Origin of the sequence: Roseburia sp. AF12-17LB, from assembly GCF_003479605.1 — a bacterium.
Taxonomy (GTDB): Bacteria; Bacillota; Clostridia; order Lachnospirales; family Lachnospiraceae; genus Roseburia_C; species Roseburia_C amylophila.
Genome location: NZ_QUHR01000002.1, coordinates 182,110 through 200,376, shown reverse-complemented (window position 1 = coordinate 200,376; position 18,267 = coordinate 182,110). Strand labels below are relative to the sequence as shown.

Below are 18,267 nucleotides of genomic sequence, written 5' to 3'. Positions count from 1 at the left end.
CATATGGAAGTATTTACAACGGACAGAATCAGAAACGTCGTGCTTTTAGGACATGGTGGAGCGGGAAAGACCAGTCTGGTGGAAGCAATGGCATATTTATCCGGCATGACAACCCGTATGGGAAAGATTTCTGATGGAAATACTATCAGTGATTTTGATAAAGAAGAAATCAAAAGACAGTTTTCCATCCATACTTCGGTTGTTCCGGTTATCTGGGATAATACCAAGATTAATTTCTTAGATACTCCGGGATATTTCGACTTTGTCGGTGAAGTGGAAGAAGCAGTCAGTGCCGCAGATGCAGCAATTATCGTGGTATCCGGCAAGAACGGAATTGAAGTGGGTACGAAGAAAGCCTGGGACATCTGCGAGAAATACAATCTTCCGAGAATGATATTTGTTACGGAGATGGATATTGATAATGCAAGCTTCCGGCAGGTAGTAGAAGATTTACAGCAGTTATATGGCAAGCGGATTGCTCCATTCCATCTGCCGATTCGTGAAAACGAGAAATTTGTAGGCTATATCAATGTGGTTCGTAAGAGTGCCCAGAGATGGAATGATAAGGGTGAAGTAGTAGAATGTGAGATTCCGGAATACAGCCAGAATAACCTTGGAATCTGTACCGATGCCCTGATGGAAGCGGTAGCAGAAACCAGTGAAGAATTCATGGAGCGGTATTTTAATGGTGATGAATTCTCAGAAAACGAAATACGTCAGGCACTTCGCGTGAATGTGGCGGATGCCAGCATGGTTCCGGTTTCCATGGGTTCCAGTATTCTTGCACAGGGTATGTACACCTTGTTAGATGACATTATAAAATACTTCCCAAGCCCGGATAAGCGTTCCTGTACCGGAATCAATGCCAAGAGCAATGAAGTATATTCTGCAGATTATGATTTCTCAAAGCCAAAATCAGCATATATTTTTAAAACAATTGTAGACCCGTTTATTGGAAAATATTCTCTGATAAAAGTAAATTCCGGTGTGTTAAAAACCGATGATTTGCTTTTTAATCATCATCGGGATACAGAAGGCAGGATTGGAAAGCTCTATGTAATGTGCGGCAGCAAACCACAGGAAGTACCGGAGCTTCATGCCGGAGATATCGGAGCATTAGCAAAGCTTTCCGGAGCTATGACAACCGATTCCCTGTCTACAAAAGCCAATCCGATACTCTTTATCCGGACAAGTATTTCAGAGCCATATACCGGCATGAGGTATAAAGCAAAGAATAAAGGTGATGAAGATAAAATTTCCCAGGCACTGCAGAAAATCATGCAGGAAGACTTAACCATTAAGACGGTAAATGACAGTGCTAATCACCAGACACTGATTTATGGTATCGGGGAACAGCAGTTGGAGGTTCTGGTAGAAACCTTAAAAAATAAATATAAAGTAGAGATTGAACTGAGCCGTCCGAAGGTTGCATTCCGTGAAACCATCCGAGGAACCTCAGATGTGGAATATAAATATAAGAAACAGTCTGGTGGACATGGCCAGTATGGACATGTAAAGATGCGTTTTTCACCATCGGGAAATCTTGAGGAAGCTTATGAGTTCTCGCAGGAAGTGGTTGGCGGAGCGGTTCCGAAGAATTTCTTCCCTGCAGTAGAAAAAGGGCTTCAGGAGGGCGTGCAGAAAGGACCTTTGGCGGCATATCCGGTACTTGGTATTAAGGCAGTGCTTTATGACGGTTCCTATCATGCAGTAGATTCTTCGGAAATGGCATTTAAGGTTGCTGCAAGAGAAGCCTTAAAGAAAGGAATCTTAGAAGCAAAGCCGGTGCTTTTAGAACCGATTGCCAGCCTTAAGATTACATTACCAGACGTTTATACCGGAGATGTAATGGGAGATTTAAATAAGAAGCGGGCAAGAGTTCTTGGCATGACACCGGATAACAAAGGAGCCACCGAGATTTTAGCGGATATTCCTTATATTGAATTATATGGTTATGGCACAAGACTTCGTTCCATGACACAGGGAAGCGGAGATTTCTCCTACCAGTTTGCCAGATACGAACAGGCACCGGAGGAAGTCGCAAGGGTACAGATGGAAGAACGGGCATCCAAGCTTGCTTCAGAAGAAGATAAATAGTGTAGTGAGATAAGTGTAATGAGAAAAAATATCTGTTAAGACAAACGGATGACGAAAGAGAGGTGGTGGTGACATGGGAAAGAAAAGAACTTTTTTTGCAATTGTTTTGATTATTGCGCTGTTTTTCGATAATTCGCAGTTTTCAGAAGCAAAAGCACTTCGTTCTCTGCCAATCACTACCTCTCTTTATTACAGCATGGAGCCGGAAGATGCCAATGTATTAAAGGAAGATTATGATATCACCTATTACTTAAATGGTGGAATCCCTTCTTCTGATTTGACTTATAACTATATTATAGAAGAACTTCCTCTAACCCTTGATATACCGGAAAAACCGGGATATAATTTCGCTGGCTGGTATACCGAAAGCAGTTATCAGAATAAGATTACAGAGATAAACATTGATAATTTCGGAGACGTATCTTTATACGCAAAATGGACCAAGAAGATTGATTCTTCTTACAGCGTGGAAATGTATCCATATTCCACGGCATCACAGATGAGCGGAAATGACCGGATGTTAAAGGATTGTGGATTCAGCTTTGCCTATGATGTAAATATTCCGGGAATGCCATCCACCAGGGAACAGGATTATGCACAGAATATGACATCCACGGACAACCAGTGTCCGCAGGGAATCTGCATTACCGAAGATTATTATATGATTACAGCATATAATACGGATGATTCGGAAAGCCTTGGAGCTCTTTATATCTTTGACAAAGAGACCGGAGAATATATGGTTACTCTTGGCATGAAAAAGAACAGCCATCTTGGAGGACTTACCTACGATGGAAGAAATGTCTGGATCTGCCATTCGGACACAAGGTCTTTGGAGCGGCTTAGTTACAGTTATATAAAAAAGATTGCAGAGTCCAAACCGAAGATTTTTGTGGATGCCACCGGAATGTTTGAAGAATACCGTGTAGCGAATATGCCATCCTGCATTACCTGGCATGATGGAATTCTCTGGGTAGCAACACACAATGCCTTATTCAAATCCATTATGATTTCTTATAAATATCAGGATGGAGAACTGATGGAACAGCAGCGCTACCAGATACCGGAAAAGGTGCAGGGAATTGCTTTTGATGAACAGGACAGAGTGTATTTAAGCACATCCTATGGAAGAAGCAATTCATCCTATTTAAAGATTTACCAGAATGTAGATGCAATGGATACAAAGCCGCGGACACCGGAACTTAAGGTGGAAATGCCACCATGTTCCGAAGAAATTAATTATGCAGACGGCAATATCTATGTGCTGTTTGAATCGGCAAGCTCGAAATATTTTGAAGGCACAGACGGAAAAGGGAAGAGCATTTGTCCGATAGACCGGATTCTTACAATTGATACAAATACCATTTTTCCTTGACAAATTGAGGGCATGTGATAGAATTTTATGAGTATAAGTCTCTAAAAAGGCATTCTATCAGCATGTCCTTATTTTATGGACGAAAGCTGTTTAAATTAGGAGGAATTGAAGATGTCACAAACAACAGTACCGTATAATCATAGAGCGGTAGAGCAGAAATGGCGTAAAGTCTGGGAAGATAAGCCAATTAACGTAAATGATGGCAAGAAGCCGAAATACTATTGTCTGGATATGTTTCCATACCCATCCGGAAACGGACTCCATGTAGGTCACTGGAGAGGCTATGTAATATCTGATGTATGGAGCCGCTATAAGCTTATGCATGGATATTATGTCATTCATCCGATGGGATGGGATGCATTTGGTCTTCCGGCAGAGAACTACGCAATTAAGATGGGTGTTCATCCGGAAAAATCTACCGCTGAAAATATCAGGAATATCAAGCGTCAGATTCAGGAAATTGCTGCAATCTATGACTGGGATATGGAAGTAAATACCACCGATCCTGAATTCTACAAATGGACACAGTGGATTTTTGTAAAAATGTTTAAAGCCGGACTTGCTTATGAGAAAGAGATGCCAATTAACTGGTGCCCATCCTGTAAGACTGGTCTTGCCAATGAAGAAGTTGTAAATGGTAAATGTGAGCGTTGTGGTGCTGATGTTACCAAGAAGAACTTAAAGCAGTGGATGCTTAAGATTACCAAATATGCTGACCGTCTTCTTGCAGACCTTGATAAGCTTGACTGGCCGGAAAAGGTTAAGAAAATGCAGACTGACTGGATTGGTAAGAGTAATGGAGCAGAAGTCAACTTTAAGGTGGATGGAAGCGATAAAGAGATTACTGTTTATACCACAAGACCGGATACTCTTCACGGAGCAACCTTCATGGTACTTGCACCGGAGCATGCTTTGGCAAAAGAGCTTGCAACTGATGAGACAAGAGCTGCAGTAGAGGATTATATCTATCAGTCATCCCTGAAATCTTCTGTAGATCGTTTGCAGGATAAAGAAAAGACTGGTGTTTTTACCGGTTCTTATGCAATCAATCCGCTGAATGGTGCAAAGGTTCCAATCTGGCTTTCTGATTATGTATTAGCTGATTATGGTACCGGAGCAATTATGTGTGTTCCTGCACATGATGACCGTGACTTTGAATTTGCAAAGAAATTCAATATTCCAATCATCCAGGTTATTGCCAAAGATGGTAAGGAAATTGAAAATATGACCGAAGCTTATACCGAAGCAAAAGGTATTATGATTAACTCTGGTGACTGGAATGGAATGGAGTCATCCGTTCTTAAGAAAGAAGCTCCGGAAATGATTGAAAAGATGGGCTTTGGTAAGAAGACAACCAACTATAAATTAAGAGACTGGGTATTCTCCCGCCAGCGTTACTGGGGCGAGCCAATTCCAATCGTACATTGTCCGGATTGTGGAGCAGTTCCGGTTCCGGAAGAAGAGCTTCCATTACTGTTACCAGAGGTTGAATCTTATCAGCCGACAGGTACCGGAGAATCACCGTTGGCAGATATTACGGAGTGGGTAAATACCACATGTCCTTGCTGTGGTAAGCCTGCAAAACGTGAGACCAATACCATGCCTCAGTGGGCAGGTTCATCCTGGTATTTCTTACGTTATGTAGATAACAAGAACAAAGATGAATTAGTAAGCCGCGAGAAAGCAGATAAATATCTTCCAGTTGATATGTATATCGGTGGAGTAGAGCATGCAGTACTGCATCTTCTGTATTCCCGTTTCTATACCAAATTCTTATATGATATCGGAGTAATTGACTTTGATGAGCCATTTACCAAACTGTTTAATCAGGGTATGATTACCGGTAAGAATGGTATCAAGATGAGTAAATCTAAAGGAAATGTCGTCTCACCGGATGATCTGGTTCGTGACTACGGCTGTGATTCCTTAAGATTATATGAGCTGTTTGTTGGACCACCGGAATTGGATTCTGAGTGGGATGATCGTGGAATCGATGGTGTATACCGTTTCATCACCAGATTCTGGAATCTTGTAATGAGCCAGAAGGATGCAGATGTTGCTGAGACTAAAGAACTGGTTAAGATTCGTCATAAACTGGTATATGATATTACCCAGAGACTGGAAAGCTTCAGCTTAAATACTGTAATTTCAGGATTCATGGAATACAACAACAAACTGATCGACCTTTCCAAGAAGGGCGGCGTAGATAAGAAGACACTTGAAACTTATGTGCTTCTTCTTGCTCCATTTGCACCACATATTGCAGAAGAACTGTGGAGCGAGCTTGGTCATGATACTTCTGTATTTGCAGAAAGATGGCCGGAGTATGATAAAGATGCAATGGAAGATGATGAAGTTGAAATTGCAGTACAGATTAACGGCAAGACAAAGGGTGTTGTCAGCATTGCAAAAGATGCTTCCAAAGAGGATGCACTTGCTGCAGGAAAAGCTGCAATTGCAGATAAGCTTACCGGCAATGTGATCAAAGAGATTTATGTACCGGGCAAAATTATTAACATTGTAATGAAATAATTGAGAAGAAATTCTCACAACAGAATAAAGTGCTTGGAAATATTGAAAAGTTCGCTTAAAATCAAGGTTTGCAGACATTTTTCTTCAAAGAAAAGGTATCATAGAATACCGCATAATATCGTAACAGATTTTTAAAATGGAGTAAATTTGGAGTAAAAGTTGAAAGAAAATGGAGTAAATATTTCAAATAAACAAGGATATGCATTTTTGCATATCCTTGTTTGCTATAATCCTTTTATAGAAATGTGACTTTGCTTGTCAATTATGGTAAAATCTATTCAGATAGTTATATGTTTATGTAGGGAGATAAATTGTAATGGGAAATACAGAAAAATATCGGGGTACTACTTCGGAATTAGATTCGGAGGCAATACAGAAATTATATTACGAGTATCAGATGACAAATCAAGAAATAGCAGATATGACATGGAGTACAAAAGCAAATGTCAATAAAGTGTTAATTCATGGGATAAAGCATTATACATCTTGGTTTATGGAAATGTTATCAGAAGATGATGAGAAAATTTTTAGAAAAATGTTAATGTACCACAAATTCAGTTATTGGAATGAGAAACAGCAAAGACGGTATCTTATTAAAAATAGTAGGGATGGAAAAATATGTTTAATATATTTTGATGAAAAATGTGTTAAATGTATGTTTGATGAATTTGTTCCAGAGGATTTAAAAACTCTTTCAATAGTTGAAAAAATGAATATATATAATGAAATGGACTATGAGGTGCTGAAATGTAGTGAACGGGATAGCATTTTGAAAAAGGAATGTATTTTACTAAATGGAGATTCTAAACAGCTTTTTAAAAAAGCGGCTCATAAAAGAAATATGAAAGGAAAAGAATATGCTCAATTTCTTGGATTTGAAAGTTGTTTAACAGAAAAGGATTCAATTAGAGATTCTAGAATAATCAAATTTTTTGAGGAACATATGGTTGATGGTGTTGTACAATTAAGTTCATCACCAGAAAATCAATGGATTCGAAATTATGCACATCGTTGTGGAATGCATTTAGATGAATTTCTTGATTTTTATGGATATAAAAAATCAAGGCGTGCTGATGAGTATGTTTCTGAAAATAAGAATATAAAGTATAAGAAAGAGTTAAGTAAATACATTATAGAGCCACCCAATATCGTATATTTTTCTTCACAAGACAAAATTTATCAAACAATATATAATGTAGCAAAGTTGAATGAAATGTCAATAGATGAGTATATTTTGTCATTAGGGTATGTTCGTTCTAAAAAAAGTAATACGATAAAAGAACTAACAGAGGAAATTGATGAAATTATAGATTTGGAAGAGCAGGAAATCAGAAAAAAAGAAATATCAGAAAATAAGATAGAACGAAATCATAAGTTAATAGATAAACTAAAAAGAGCATATGATTATGAATGCCAATTATGTTCAAATGAGCAAAGAATGCCAATAGAAAAACAAGATGGAACAAAATACGTAGAAGTACATCATATAAAAAATCTGTCTGAAGAATATGATGAAGAAGGAACTTTGGATAGGCTTAATAATCTCATAGTTGTTTGTTCAAATCATCATAAGATGTTGCATTATCATAAAGGTGGTTATCGGAAGATTAAGATAGTAAATGAAGTTTTAGCGTTTGTAAATGATTCAGAAGAAGTTATTCCAATTATTACAAACAAACATTTAAAAAGTGATGAATAGTATGGAATGACAGAAGAACGGATTGTGCAAATGTAGTGAGGTCAAGGAACAAGGCGTAGCCGATACGCCGTAGGGCAGTCCTTGACGGAACGGACATGGCTAACAGTACCATGATATAGCAGAGGACTTGAAAGGTTAGAAACCTTGCAAGTCCTCTTGTTTGTTATTGGGCGTTATATTTTAAGTAAAGTGATTCTTTTATTTGCTCTTTTTCAAATGCTTTTATGTGAGCGTCTTGTATTCCGTTGTCGATATAAAAGCAATCGTCAGTTTTTGAGTAGGCAAGTTTGGTAACTTTCGGTTCATAGGTTTTTGTATCAATTCCATAATAGTAAATTGTGGCGGTTGTTAATACCATGTTAATACTTTCAAAATCTCTTGTAAAAATAGTATGCCTGTCGGAATAGAAGAAATCAGACGGACATGAGTATTGGATCAATTACCAGAAAGGCAAAGGAAGTGAAGAGTTCCAAAAGTATATGGAAGATCTGACAGACATGCAGAATCATGTGCTTCCGTATCTGCAGAGTTTTTGCAATCTGGAGGAAAAAGGTGTGAAGGAGAGACGAGAACAGCAGATAGCAGAAAGATATGAAGGAAGAGCAGATGAGAGGGTAACAAGTACCGAAGCGAATGAAGTTGTTAAGGATGTAGGAAAAACAGATAGAAAACCGGCACAGCAGAAGCAGGCGGTAGATGGAAAAGATAAGAAATTATCCATTCATGAACGGCTTGAGATCAATAAGAGGATTATTCAAGAAAAGCAGGGAAAAGATAAAACGGAGAGAGGAGTTGATTTGGGTGTAAGGACAGTGTAGAATAAGCAGAACGAGTCGGAGGTCATGGATGATAACGTGGCTTCCGGCTTTATTGCGTATTGTCGGAAGAATTATAAATGGTATAATGAATGTAAATGCGATAAAAGAATGTCGCCTGTTATGCGACTTCCAAATGAGAAAAGTGTGTTATTCTGAGATCAAACAAGAGGCTAATAGAGTCAGGAGGATGACATTATGAGTAAAAAAGGATATAGCAGACCAGGATTCTTTGGATCCATAAACCATTATGATGCAAACGGAAAAAAGTAGGCGAGAGCAGACCAGGATTCTTTGGTGGTATGAACGACTATGATGCAAATGGAAAGAAAATCGGACATAGTTCGCCTTCCTTTTTTGGTGGTATGAATCATTATGACAATAACGGGCATAAAGTAGGTGAGAGTCGACCAGGATTCTTTGGCGGTTTAAACCATTATGATGACAAGGGGCATAAGCGGGGGCATAGCAATCCAGGATTTTTAGGTGGATTCAATCATTACGGTTAAAACTGCACAGAGAGCAGCACAAGCGGCAAGGGCTGCGGCAAAAGCCGCCGTGGTTACGGTAAAGGCGATTGCCAAAGCGACCGCACTTGCCATTAAAGCGATTATTGCCGGAACGAAAGCCTTGATTGCCGCTATCGCCGCAGGCGGCTGGGTGGCGGTTTTGGTTATTATCGTGATTTGCCTGATTGGTATGATCCTCGGCTCAGTATTTGGCATTTTCTTCTCAGACGAAGATTCCGGCACTGGAATGAGTATGCAGACCGTTGTGCAGGAAATCAATACCGAATACGATACCAAGCTGCAAGAGGAAAAGAACTCGGTATCCTATGATGTTCTTGAAATGAGTGGCAGCAGAGCCGTTTGGAAAGAGGTGCTTGCCGTTTACTCTGTAAAAACGAATACGGATCAAGATAACCCCCAAGAGGTTGCCACAATGGACGATGGCAAAAAGCAACTCTTAAAAGACATCTTTTGGGAGATGAATCAAATATCTTCCCGAACAGAGAGCAAGACCGAAACAGTTATTACCGAAACCGATGACGGACACGGTAATATCGTGGAAACTGAAAGCACGGTCACACAAACCTATCTGTATATTACCGTCAGCCACAAGACTGCCGAGGAAATGGCGGCGCAATATGGTTTTAACGAAGAACAGAAAGGCTACCTCGCTGAACTGCTTGCAGATGAAAACAATTACCTTTGGTCACAGGTGCTTTACGGCATTACAGGCGGCGACGGACAGATCGTGACCGTTGCACTCTCTCTGGTTGGCAATGTGGGCGGTCAGCCGTATTGGTCGTGGTACGGTTTTAACTCCCGTGTAGAATGGTGTGCTTGCTTTGTATCTTGGTGTGCCAACGAGTGCGGCTATATCGACGCTGGAGTTATCCCAAAATATGCAGGCTGTGTCAACGGAGTACAATGGTTTAAGGATCGTGGACAATGGCTGGATGGCAGCGCCGAGCCTGCCCCCGGAATGATTATTTTCTTCGATTGGGCAGACGAAAGTGGTCAGGATGGATTATCCGACCATACGGGTATTGTTCAAAAGGTCGAAAACGGCAAGGTTTATACGGTCGAGGGCAACTCCGGCGACAGTTGCCGAGTCAATGAGTATTCTATCGGTTATTACGAGATTCTTGGCTACGGCGCACCTGCCTATTAAAATACACAAGCCGCCTGCATTTTGCAGGCGGTTGGATTACATATCAGAAAGATATTGTGCCGGTTTGAAAACTAAAAGTCTCAAAATACAGACTTAATAATTGCGATTTCACTCTCAAAGTGCTATAATACAAACTATATTTGGGTGGAGGTGCGGAAATGAAAGTACGGTACAACAAACTTTGGAAACTTCTGATTGACAAGGGAATGAAAAAGAGTCAATTACGAGAAGCGGTCGGGGCAAGCAAAAGTACATTTGCGAAACTCGGAAAAAATGAAAATGTTACCCTTCCCGTGCTGTTGAATATATGCGAATACTTAGAGTGTGATTTTGGCGACATAATGGAAGCCGTACCCGAAAATGAGGTGTAGGATCAATGAACAAGAAGATTTTAATTGTGGATGACGAAAAAGAAATCGTTGATCTGCTTGAAGTGTATTTGAGTAACGATGGTTATTCAGTATATAAATGTTATAATGGGTTAGAGGCGATGAAATGTATCAAACAGTCGCAGATTGATTTAGCGATACTTGATATTATGCTGCCGGATATTGATGGTTTTCGACTTTGCCAAAAAATTCGGGAAAAGTTTTACTTCCCTATTATTATGCTTACCGCCAAAATTGAGGATAGCGACAAGATTATGGGGCTTACGATTGGTGCGGATGATTATATAACGAAACCGTTTAATCCTTTAGAGGTTGTGGCAAGAGTAAAGACGCAATTAAGGCGTTATCAGAGCTATAACAGTCCTAATTTGAGCCAATCCGAAGAAAAAGACGAGTATGACATCAGAGGTCTACTGATAAACAGAGTCAGCCACAAGTGCTACTTGTATGGCAAAGAAATAGCCTTGACTCCGTTGGAGTTTTCTATTCTGTGGTATCTGTGCGAACATCAGGGTAAAGTTGTCGCCTCGGAGGAATTATTTGAAGCCGTGTGGAAAGAAAAGTATCTTCGCAACAGTAACAATACGGTAATGGCGCACATTGGGCGGCTTCGGGAAAAATTGAATGAACCTTCAAAAAATCCGAAGTTCATTAAAACTGTTTGGGGTGTAGGGTATGAAATTGAATAAAAAAGAAAAAAACTATCTGCTCTCTACCTTGTTCAAAGGGTATGTAATTCAATGTGCGATTTGCTCTGTGCTTATTTTTGGCGGTACTTTTCTTTTAGGAATTATGGCAGAGGAAATTCTCCGCAAGTATGTTTTGTATTATTACTTGTATTACAGAACAGTATATCTTTATATAGTGGCTGTAATCGTGTGGGGTGGCTGTATTATATACATGACATACCTACTTTTGAAAAAAGTAGTCGCCTATGTGTACGAGGTACAGGCTGCGACAGGAAAAATGTTCGATCAGAATGTCAGTTACATTGAAATGTCCCCGGAGTTGAGTGAAATCGCCGCTAACATCAATCAGTTAAAACAAGAGGCTGAAAGTAATGCAAGGCTTGCAAAAGAAAATGAGCAGCGAAAAAATGACCTGATTATGTATCTTGCACACGATTTGAAAACACCGCTTTCTTCTGTAATCGGGTATCTTACTTTACTGCGTGATGAGTCGCAAATCTCAAAGGAACTTCGAGAAAAGTACCTTTCAATCACTCTTGGTAAGGCAGAACGGTTAGAGGATCTGATTAACGAGTTTTTCGAGATAACACGATTCAATATATACGATATTACATTACAATACACGAAAATCAATTTAACTCGCCTGCTGGAGCAACTTGTATATGAATTTAAGCCTATGCTCAAATCAAAGAATTTGCAATGTAATCTTTGTGTTGATGATGATATAATGCTTCGATGTGACGCAGACAAAATTCAGCGTGTTTTTGATAACCTTTTGAGAAATGCGGTTATCTACAGTTTTGAAAATACGGATATCACGATCAGCGCACAATGTCAGGAAGATACGGTCAGCATTATTTTTTGTAACCACGGCGATACTCTGCCGGAAGAAAAGTTAAACAGGATTTTCGAGCAGTTTTATCGGCTTGACGCAGCGAGAAGTACAAGCAGTGGAGGAGCTGGATTAGGTTTGGCGATTGCAAAGCAGATTGTTGAACTACACAATGGTACAATCGTTGCAGAGAGCCAAGAGGATCAAAACAAGTTTTCAATTACTTTGCCGTTGGCGTAGGAAAATTGTAAGAATTTGCATAGAAAAAAAGAGGAATATCTTACGAGCAATCAAGAAAATACGGGCTTCTGTTTTGGTACAATAAAAGTATCAAGATAGAGGCTCGTATTTTTTGTGATACAGCATAAGGAGGAATGATGAAGTTGCTAAGAAAACAAATGCTGCTATGTTCTATTTTGTTTCTTGTATTTACGCTATCTGCCTGCTCTGCAATTGGGCAGACAGACGAAAACAATCTTACAGATAGCGCAACATCCGCAGAAAAAACGGTATCAGTTGTACGAGGGACAATTACTCCAACCGTTTCAACGCAAACGACTATTGTTCCGGCAGTACCGTTTATTATTTTCTCACCCGAAAATGGCATATTTAATACAGCGGTAGAATTAGAAGAAAAAATCACTGCCGGGCAAATTATTGGAACTGTGAACGGCAAAGAATTGAAATCTCCGGTGGATGGTACAATTACCTCTATTGCCCCATCCAATGAAAGCGTACCGAGTAATTATCCCGTAGCGATAGTGCATTATACAGGATTTGCCCTCAATGTAGAGGCAGATAATTTTTTGAGTACCTTACCGGAGTATGCAGAGTTGAAAGCAAAATTTCAAGTATATGATGGTGTAGGACCAACCGATATGATTGCCGTGGTGTCGCCTGCCGCAGATGAAAATGCGTTTACGGGAATCGTGCCGCAAGAGGGCATTCTGCAATGCTTGATCAGTCAAACAGTCGATGTGAAATCGGGGCAAAGTGCAACGGTAGTCATAACGGCGACAACGAGAAATGATGTCCTTATATTGCCGCTGTCGGTAATAGCGGGTAGACAAGGGACGGGATTGGTTACTGTAATTACTCCGAATGGAGAAAGAGTGGAAACAAAAGTGACATTGGGTGTGACAGACGGAGCCAATATAGAAATACTGTCCGGCTTAGAGGAGGGCGATGTAGTTTCTGCTACTCCGCCAAACCTTGATCCGAGGGGGATTTGATAAAATGAAAGGAATTTCCGAAAAGACTTTAATCAAAATAAAGGATTTGAAAGCAAGCGTCAAATTGAATAATGGCGATATGCTGACAACAGTAACCAACGCTAATATGGAATTGCAACGAGGGCGCAGTTATGCCATTGTCGGAAAGTCCGGCTCAGGCAAAACAAGCCTTATATCCATTATTGGCTTGTTAAATCGGGAATATGAGGGCGAGTATCTTTATGATGGTATATCTATTTCTGCTTTGAAAGACCGTGATCTGTCTATACTGCGAGCCAATAATATCGGATTTGTATTTCAGAACTACTCTCTGATTAAGCACTTGCGGGTATGGGAAAATATCGAATTACCCCTACTCTATGCCAAAAAGTCGTTTACCGCCAAACAGCGTCACGAGATAATTACAGGCTTGCTAAAAAGTGTCGGCTTAGAAAGCAAGGAAAATGATTACCCAATCAATTTGTCCGGCGGTGAACAACAAAGAGTTGCAATCGCAAGGGCGCTTGCAGTATCTCCGGAAGCCATTTTATGTGATGAGCCTACGGGAGCGTTGGATAAAAAGACGGGAACGCAGATTATGGAACTGTTGCACAGCGTCGTAAAAGAAAATGGAATTATGCTGCTGTTGGTTACGCACGATCCTGATATTGCAGATACCTGTGATACGATTTTTGAAATGGATGGAGGGAGGATAACTTGTGCTAAAAATGATACTTAAAGACCTTCGTCTGTCTCCACTTAGAAGTATTCTGACAAGTGTTTCAATGCTTGTAGGCATTATCGCAATGCTTGGATCGGTATTAGTTGGTACGCTTGGACGGGAGTATTTGATTTCCGTAAACGCACAGGTATATGGCTGGTCACCTACTTACTCATTCGTGATAACGGAATCCGATTTTCACGATAGAAATAAAATGGAACAATTATTCCAGAGATTTGAAGCCATTGATGATGTAGCCGCTGTTACTTTTTCTATGGGAGAAGATATTCGATTTGCACCAATGAAAGATTTAACGCCAATACCGCCGAATGATGTTTACCAAAACCTGATGGCTTTTGATTTAGTTTGCACCACGGAGGCATATAGTCAAGTCTATAATCTTCCAATGACATCCGGTAGATGGTTAGAGCCTTCGAGTGAGGGCGGATCGCTTGAAGTGGTCATAAACAAAGAAGCTAAAAACTATTTTAATGATTCGCCCTATGCTGCAGGAAATGTAAAAAGCACACTTTCGTTAACCCCATTCAATATTGTCGGAGTAGTAAACGATGGCAGGGATTTTCCGACTATCTATGCGGATTCTGCGGCGATCCTCAATTTCGCACCAGCAATGTGGCAAGTACAAAATGCAAATGTGTATTGGCATCCCACAACAGGACTGACAATCGAACAGATACATTCTGCCCTTGGCGACATTTTGACTGATACCATTGGCGGTTACTGGGAAAGTGCTGGGCGGAGTGATATTGGAGATACCTATGATTCGGTATTGTCCATACTGCAATTAGGGCTTTTGGTTACTTCGCTTTTGTTGCTGTTTGTTTCCGTATTAGGGCAGATCAATATCGGACTATCTTCATTGGAACAGCGCACACATGAGTTGCTGATCCGCAGAGCGATAGGTGCTTCACGAACAAATATTGTGGCATTGGTTTTAGGCTCACAGTTGATTTTATCAATATTCGTTTGCTTTGCAGCTATTTTGATTTCGCTGATTTTGGTGCATTGTATTGGAGCGTTGCTCCCTGTGGATTCCCCGGTGGGAACACCGAGTTATCCAATCAGCGTTGCTGTTGTTGCAGTTGCTGTGTCTGTGCTTACAGCATTATTGGGCGGATTATTACCAGCATTGAAAGCAGCAAAATTAGAGCCTGCATTGGCTCTTAGATAATAAAACTCAATTCAAGGAGGAAACAAAATGAAACGAACAATCTCAAAATCCGAAAGACCGTACAGACTGTTATTGTGTGTTATGATTTCTTTGCTGGTGATTATGCTGGCAGGCTGCTCCACTTCTTCGGACTCCGACACAAACACAAGAGGTTTCACGGACTTTGCTACCATTGAAGAAGAATACCTAACGACCATTGAGAGTTTGAATTGGCCGGAGGGCTTTACGCCGCCTGATGCTTTGGAAGGCGAAGATACGGGAGCGTCTTTTCAGATAGGATATGGCGATACAAGAGCATCTAACCTTTGGGAATATTCTTGGATGCAGGAATGGCTTGATACTTACAATACGGATTCGGAAAGGGCGGCAAAAGCCTTAGCTGAACTCGAAAAAGCCTTTGATATGACTTATATGGGAACAGATCGCTGTGATGACGCCACACGCAAATATCTTCGTGATAATATTGATAAAGCTAAGTTGGGAGATCCGTCTGGATTTACAGAGTGTATTCAGGCAAATTATGCCGATTAAAAATGGCACATAGGAGTTTTGGTGTTGGGAGGTGAGCACATATATGCAGAGAAAACGCCGTAAGAAAAAACGATTTGGAGTATTTTTGTTTTTGCTTGTAGTTTGTATCGGCATAGGTATAATGTTTGTGCCGTGGGCAATGCAGCCGGAAAATTTCAGAGAGGTAAAGAATAAAATAAATGGTTTTCTCTACAAAGAAGATTTTCCTGACTCTTATAATGCAAAATCGCTGATTTTGGTGGATTGTTCTGATGATGAAATATTTGTTTCAAAAAACGAGAACGAGCCACAAATTCCTGCAAGTTTAGCCAAGCTGTTTGTTATTGAGTATGCGTCAACTTTAGCAGACCTTGATAGTGTCGTTGTTGCAGACTATGGTGCTATTTCACTCACGAAACCTGGCTCGTCTGTTGCTCAAATCAAGGAAAAAGAATACTTTTTACACAATCTATTTGCGGCAATGTTAGTACCGTCAGGGAATGACGCAGCTTATGTGGTTGCTGATTATTGTGGAGGATTACTTTCGCCGCAAGCAGAAAGCTGTCAAGAGCGTGTGAGGATTTTCATGGAGAACTTAAACCTGCATTTGCAACAGCAGGGGTACTTAGACACAGTTTTATATGATCCGAGTGGTTTTGATATGGAGGCACTTACCACCACTTTAGATTTGAAAGAAGTAGTATATCGGTTGTTGGAATACTCGTGGTTTAGAGAAATTGTATCTCAAAACACTTATACGGCAACACTGCCTGATGGCAGTACACAAATATGGCAGAATACAAACGCCTTCCTTGATCCGACATCCAAATATTACAACGAAAATGTATGCGGAATTAAGACTGGCTCTCTGTCTGACGACTATAACTTGATTGTGCTTTATCAGCAGCACGGAAAAGAGTTTTTGATATGCAGTTTAGGCTCTCAGTCCGATTCCTCTCGTTATGACGATGTGAATTTTATTCTGAAAACGATTGATGAATCGTATTATCTCACGCAATAAATCTTATGTTGTCCAAGACAAAAAAACTAACCAAGGGGGGTGATAATATCGGACGAATCGTAATAATGGAGTTCAAAGCACTAGACTCAACAGCCTTTGACGATATGCTGGCTTTTGTAAAACAGCACCCTGATTTTGAAAAATTAGAGATTTCATATGAGCCGACATTATCCCTTTCCGGCTTAGAAATCAATTTGAGCCGGCGCAGAGTTATCAATAACGGTCAGGAAATTGAACTGACCGTCAAAGAGTACGATATACTCTGCTTGCTCGCAGCCAATAAAGGTCGTGTTCTTACATACGAGCAGATTTATGATAAGGTGTGGGGCGAAATATCAGCAGGCAATGAAAAGGATACCGTAGGCTTTTACATTCGGAATCTTCGTAAAAACTTTGTCATACAAACTCTCACTTTTCCATAGATAGTGTTCGTGAGATCGGCTACCGCTTTAACAGTCAGTAAGCAGTCCCTCGTAGTTCATAATGAATTGCGAGGGATTATTCATTTTCTAAGACGGTATGTCGGAATTTGATAAATCCCTGCAAATGTTGATTTTATACGACTGTTAAGAGCAATATCGTGTCTAAACTTGCGACTGGACTTTGCATTTTCTACGAGTTATCTTCGTAATATCTCGGCATTATACTACTGGAATGTTTATCATAAACAGGGCATGATTTATGGCAGAATGGGCAGTCGTTCTCGTGCCATTTATTAGGTCTTGCTTGGATACGAATATGTTTAACTCCATTCTTATCAGAGTAAAGATTACAATTTTTTATAACTGTGTTCTTGACATTAAGGACACTTTTGCATAATGTATTAACTGAAGCCACTTGTGAATACTCCTTTTGTGTTTTTCTTCGCAGTTAATACATTAAAGAACACAAGTGTTTTTTCAATATGGTGTTGTTAATTTATGGTGTTAGGCTTCCACCATTATGCCAGAAGCCTCATATAAATTTATTGGGAAGAGTTACCGATCAAGTTTTCTCAGAATCCGAAGAATGGGATATTGATACGGTGTCAGAAACTATTGCATCGGAATATGAAAGAGCAACGAATCTTTCGATAAATAAAGAGAAGCAGAATTTGCCAATAGAAGAAAAACGAACGATAGATGTTAAAGAAATACGAGAATGGCTGAACTTTATTATTACGATTATATCAGTTGTTTTGGGAGTTACGAATTCTTCAGCAACAACGATAAATAATTACAATTATACACAACAAGTCAATAATTATTACATCGTTGGAATGGGATATGATGCGAAGGAGCTAAATACGACTAAATATAGAATCGTTAATAGAGAATCTATTGTACGACTGAAGCATGACTGCCATTCGATTGTAATTGAAAAGCTTGAGGAAGGGAAAGTTGTTAGAATTATAGATAAATATAAAAAGTGGCGACAGATAATTTGGGAGAATGAAGATGGTGAAGAATGTATGGGGTGGATTCAAAATTATAGATTAACTGAGTTTAAAGTGCCTAGAAATAAATGA

Annotated in this window: 16 protein-coding genes and 1 pseudogene; all 17 read left to right on the top strand. The window is 39.9% G+C overall.

Annotated features, from left to right (window positions below; genetic code table 11):
- Window positions 1-3 precede the first annotated feature (3 nt).
- Window positions 4-2,097, top strand: coding sequence for an elongation factor G (locus DWV68_RS03595; protein ID WP_117698992.1), 2,094 nt, complete (start codon window positions 4-6; stop codon window positions 2,095-2,097).
- Window positions 2,098-2,170: 73 nt separating this feature from the next.
- On the top strand, window positions 2,171-3,472 hold the full coding sequence (locus DWV68_RS03590; protein WP_118172550.1) for an InlB B-repeat-containing protein: 1,302 nt from the start codon (window positions 2,171-2,173) through the stop codon (window positions 3,470-3,472).
- 111 nt (window positions 3,473-3,583) lie between these two features.
- Window positions 3,584-6,004 carry a leucine--tRNA ligase gene (leuS, locus tag DWV68_RS03585; RefSeq protein ID WP_117698990.1) on the top strand — a complete coding sequence of 807 codons (2,421 nt, stop codon included), beginning with the start codon at window positions 3,584-3,586 and terminating at the stop codon, window positions 6,002-6,004.
- 316 nt (window positions 6,005-6,320) lie between these two features.
- The gene (locus tag DWV68_RS03580; protein ID WP_117841087.1) at window positions 6,321-7,703 is read left to right on the top strand and encodes an HNH endonuclease; all 1,383 of its coding nucleotides are present in this window, start codon (window positions 6,321-6,323) and stop codon (window positions 7,701-7,703) included.
- Window positions 7,704-8,128: 425 nt separating this feature from the next.
- A pseudogene (locus DWV68_RS03570) lies at window positions 8,129-8,521 on the top strand (YodL domain-containing protein); the annotation flags it as partial.
- A gap of 299 nt (window positions 8,522-8,820) precedes the next feature.
- Window positions 8,821-9,027 carry a hypothetical protein gene (locus DWV68_RS03565; RefSeq protein WP_012744284.1) on the top strand — a complete coding sequence of 69 codons (207 nt, stop codon included), beginning with the start codon at window positions 8,821-8,823 and terminating at the stop codon, window positions 9,025-9,027.
- Window positions 9,005-10,195: a CHAP domain-containing protein gene (locus tag DWV68_RS03560; protein ID WP_008703824.1), complete on the top strand. Its 1,191-nt coding sequence runs from the start codon at window positions 9,005-9,007 to the stop codon at window positions 10,193-10,195. Before DWV68_RS03565 ends, DWV68_RS03560 begins: the two co-directional genes overlap by 23 nt.
- A gap of 158 nt (window positions 10,196-10,353) precedes the next feature.
- Window positions 10,354-10,566, top strand: coding sequence for a helix-turn-helix domain-containing protein (locus tag DWV68_RS03555; protein ID WP_008703822.1), 213 nt, complete (start codon window positions 10,354-10,356; stop codon window positions 10,564-10,566).
- 5 nt (window positions 10,567-10,571) lie between these two features.
- Complete coding sequence (vanR, locus tag DWV68_RS03550) at window positions 10,572-11,273, top strand: VanR-ABDEGLN family response regulator transcription factor (RefSeq protein ID WP_004853366.1); 702 nt, start codon at window positions 10,572-10,574, stop codon at window positions 11,271-11,273.
- Window positions 11,260-12,345 carry a sensor histidine kinase gene (locus DWV68_RS03545; protein ID WP_008703821.1) on the top strand — a complete coding sequence of 362 codons (1,086 nt, stop codon included), beginning with the start codon at window positions 11,260-11,262 and terminating at the stop codon, window positions 12,343-12,345. Before vanR ends, DWV68_RS03545 begins: the two co-directional genes overlap by 14 nt.
- A 137-nt stretch (window positions 12,346-12,482) precedes the next feature.
- A complete protein-coding gene (locus tag DWV68_RS03540; protein WP_226841040.1) occupies window positions 12,483-13,337 on the top strand; it encodes a hypothetical protein in 855 nt (284 codons plus the stop codon).
- 4 nt (window positions 13,338-13,341) lie between these two features.
- Entirely contained in the window at window positions 13,342-14,055 is a 714-nt protein-coding gene (locus tag DWV68_RS03535; protein WP_004853372.1) for an ABC transporter ATP-binding protein, read from the top strand.
- Complete coding sequence (locus tag DWV68_RS03530; protein WP_117456454.1) at window positions 14,045-15,229, top strand: ABC transporter permease; 1,185 nt, start codon at window positions 14,045-14,047, stop codon at window positions 15,227-15,229. Before DWV68_RS03535 ends, DWV68_RS03530 begins: the two co-directional genes overlap by 11 nt.
- A 27-nt stretch (window positions 15,230-15,256) precedes the next feature.
- Window positions 15,257-15,760 (top strand): hypothetical protein, encoded by a 504-nt coding sequence (locus DWV68_RS03525; protein WP_118665059.1) that lies wholly within the window; start codon window positions 15,257-15,259, stop codon window positions 15,758-15,760.
- A gap of 43 nt (window positions 15,761-15,803) precedes the next feature.
- Window positions 15,804-16,760, top strand: coding sequence for a D-alanyl-D-alanine carboxypeptidase family protein (locus DWV68_RS03520; RefSeq protein ID WP_118665057.1), 957 nt, complete (start codon window positions 15,804-15,806; stop codon window positions 16,758-16,760).
- Between the two features lie 5 nt (window positions 16,761-16,765).
- Window positions 16,766-17,182 carry a winged helix-turn-helix domain-containing protein gene (locus DWV68_RS03515; RefSeq protein ID WP_243089435.1) on the top strand — a complete coding sequence of 139 codons (417 nt, stop codon included), beginning with the start codon at window positions 16,766-16,768 and terminating at the stop codon, window positions 17,180-17,182.
- Between the two features lie 482 nt (window positions 17,183-17,664).
- On the top strand, window positions 17,665-18,267 hold the full coding sequence (locus DWV68_RS03510; RefSeq protein WP_015514507.1) for a hypothetical protein: 603 nt from the start codon (window positions 17,665-17,667) through the stop codon (window positions 18,265-18,267).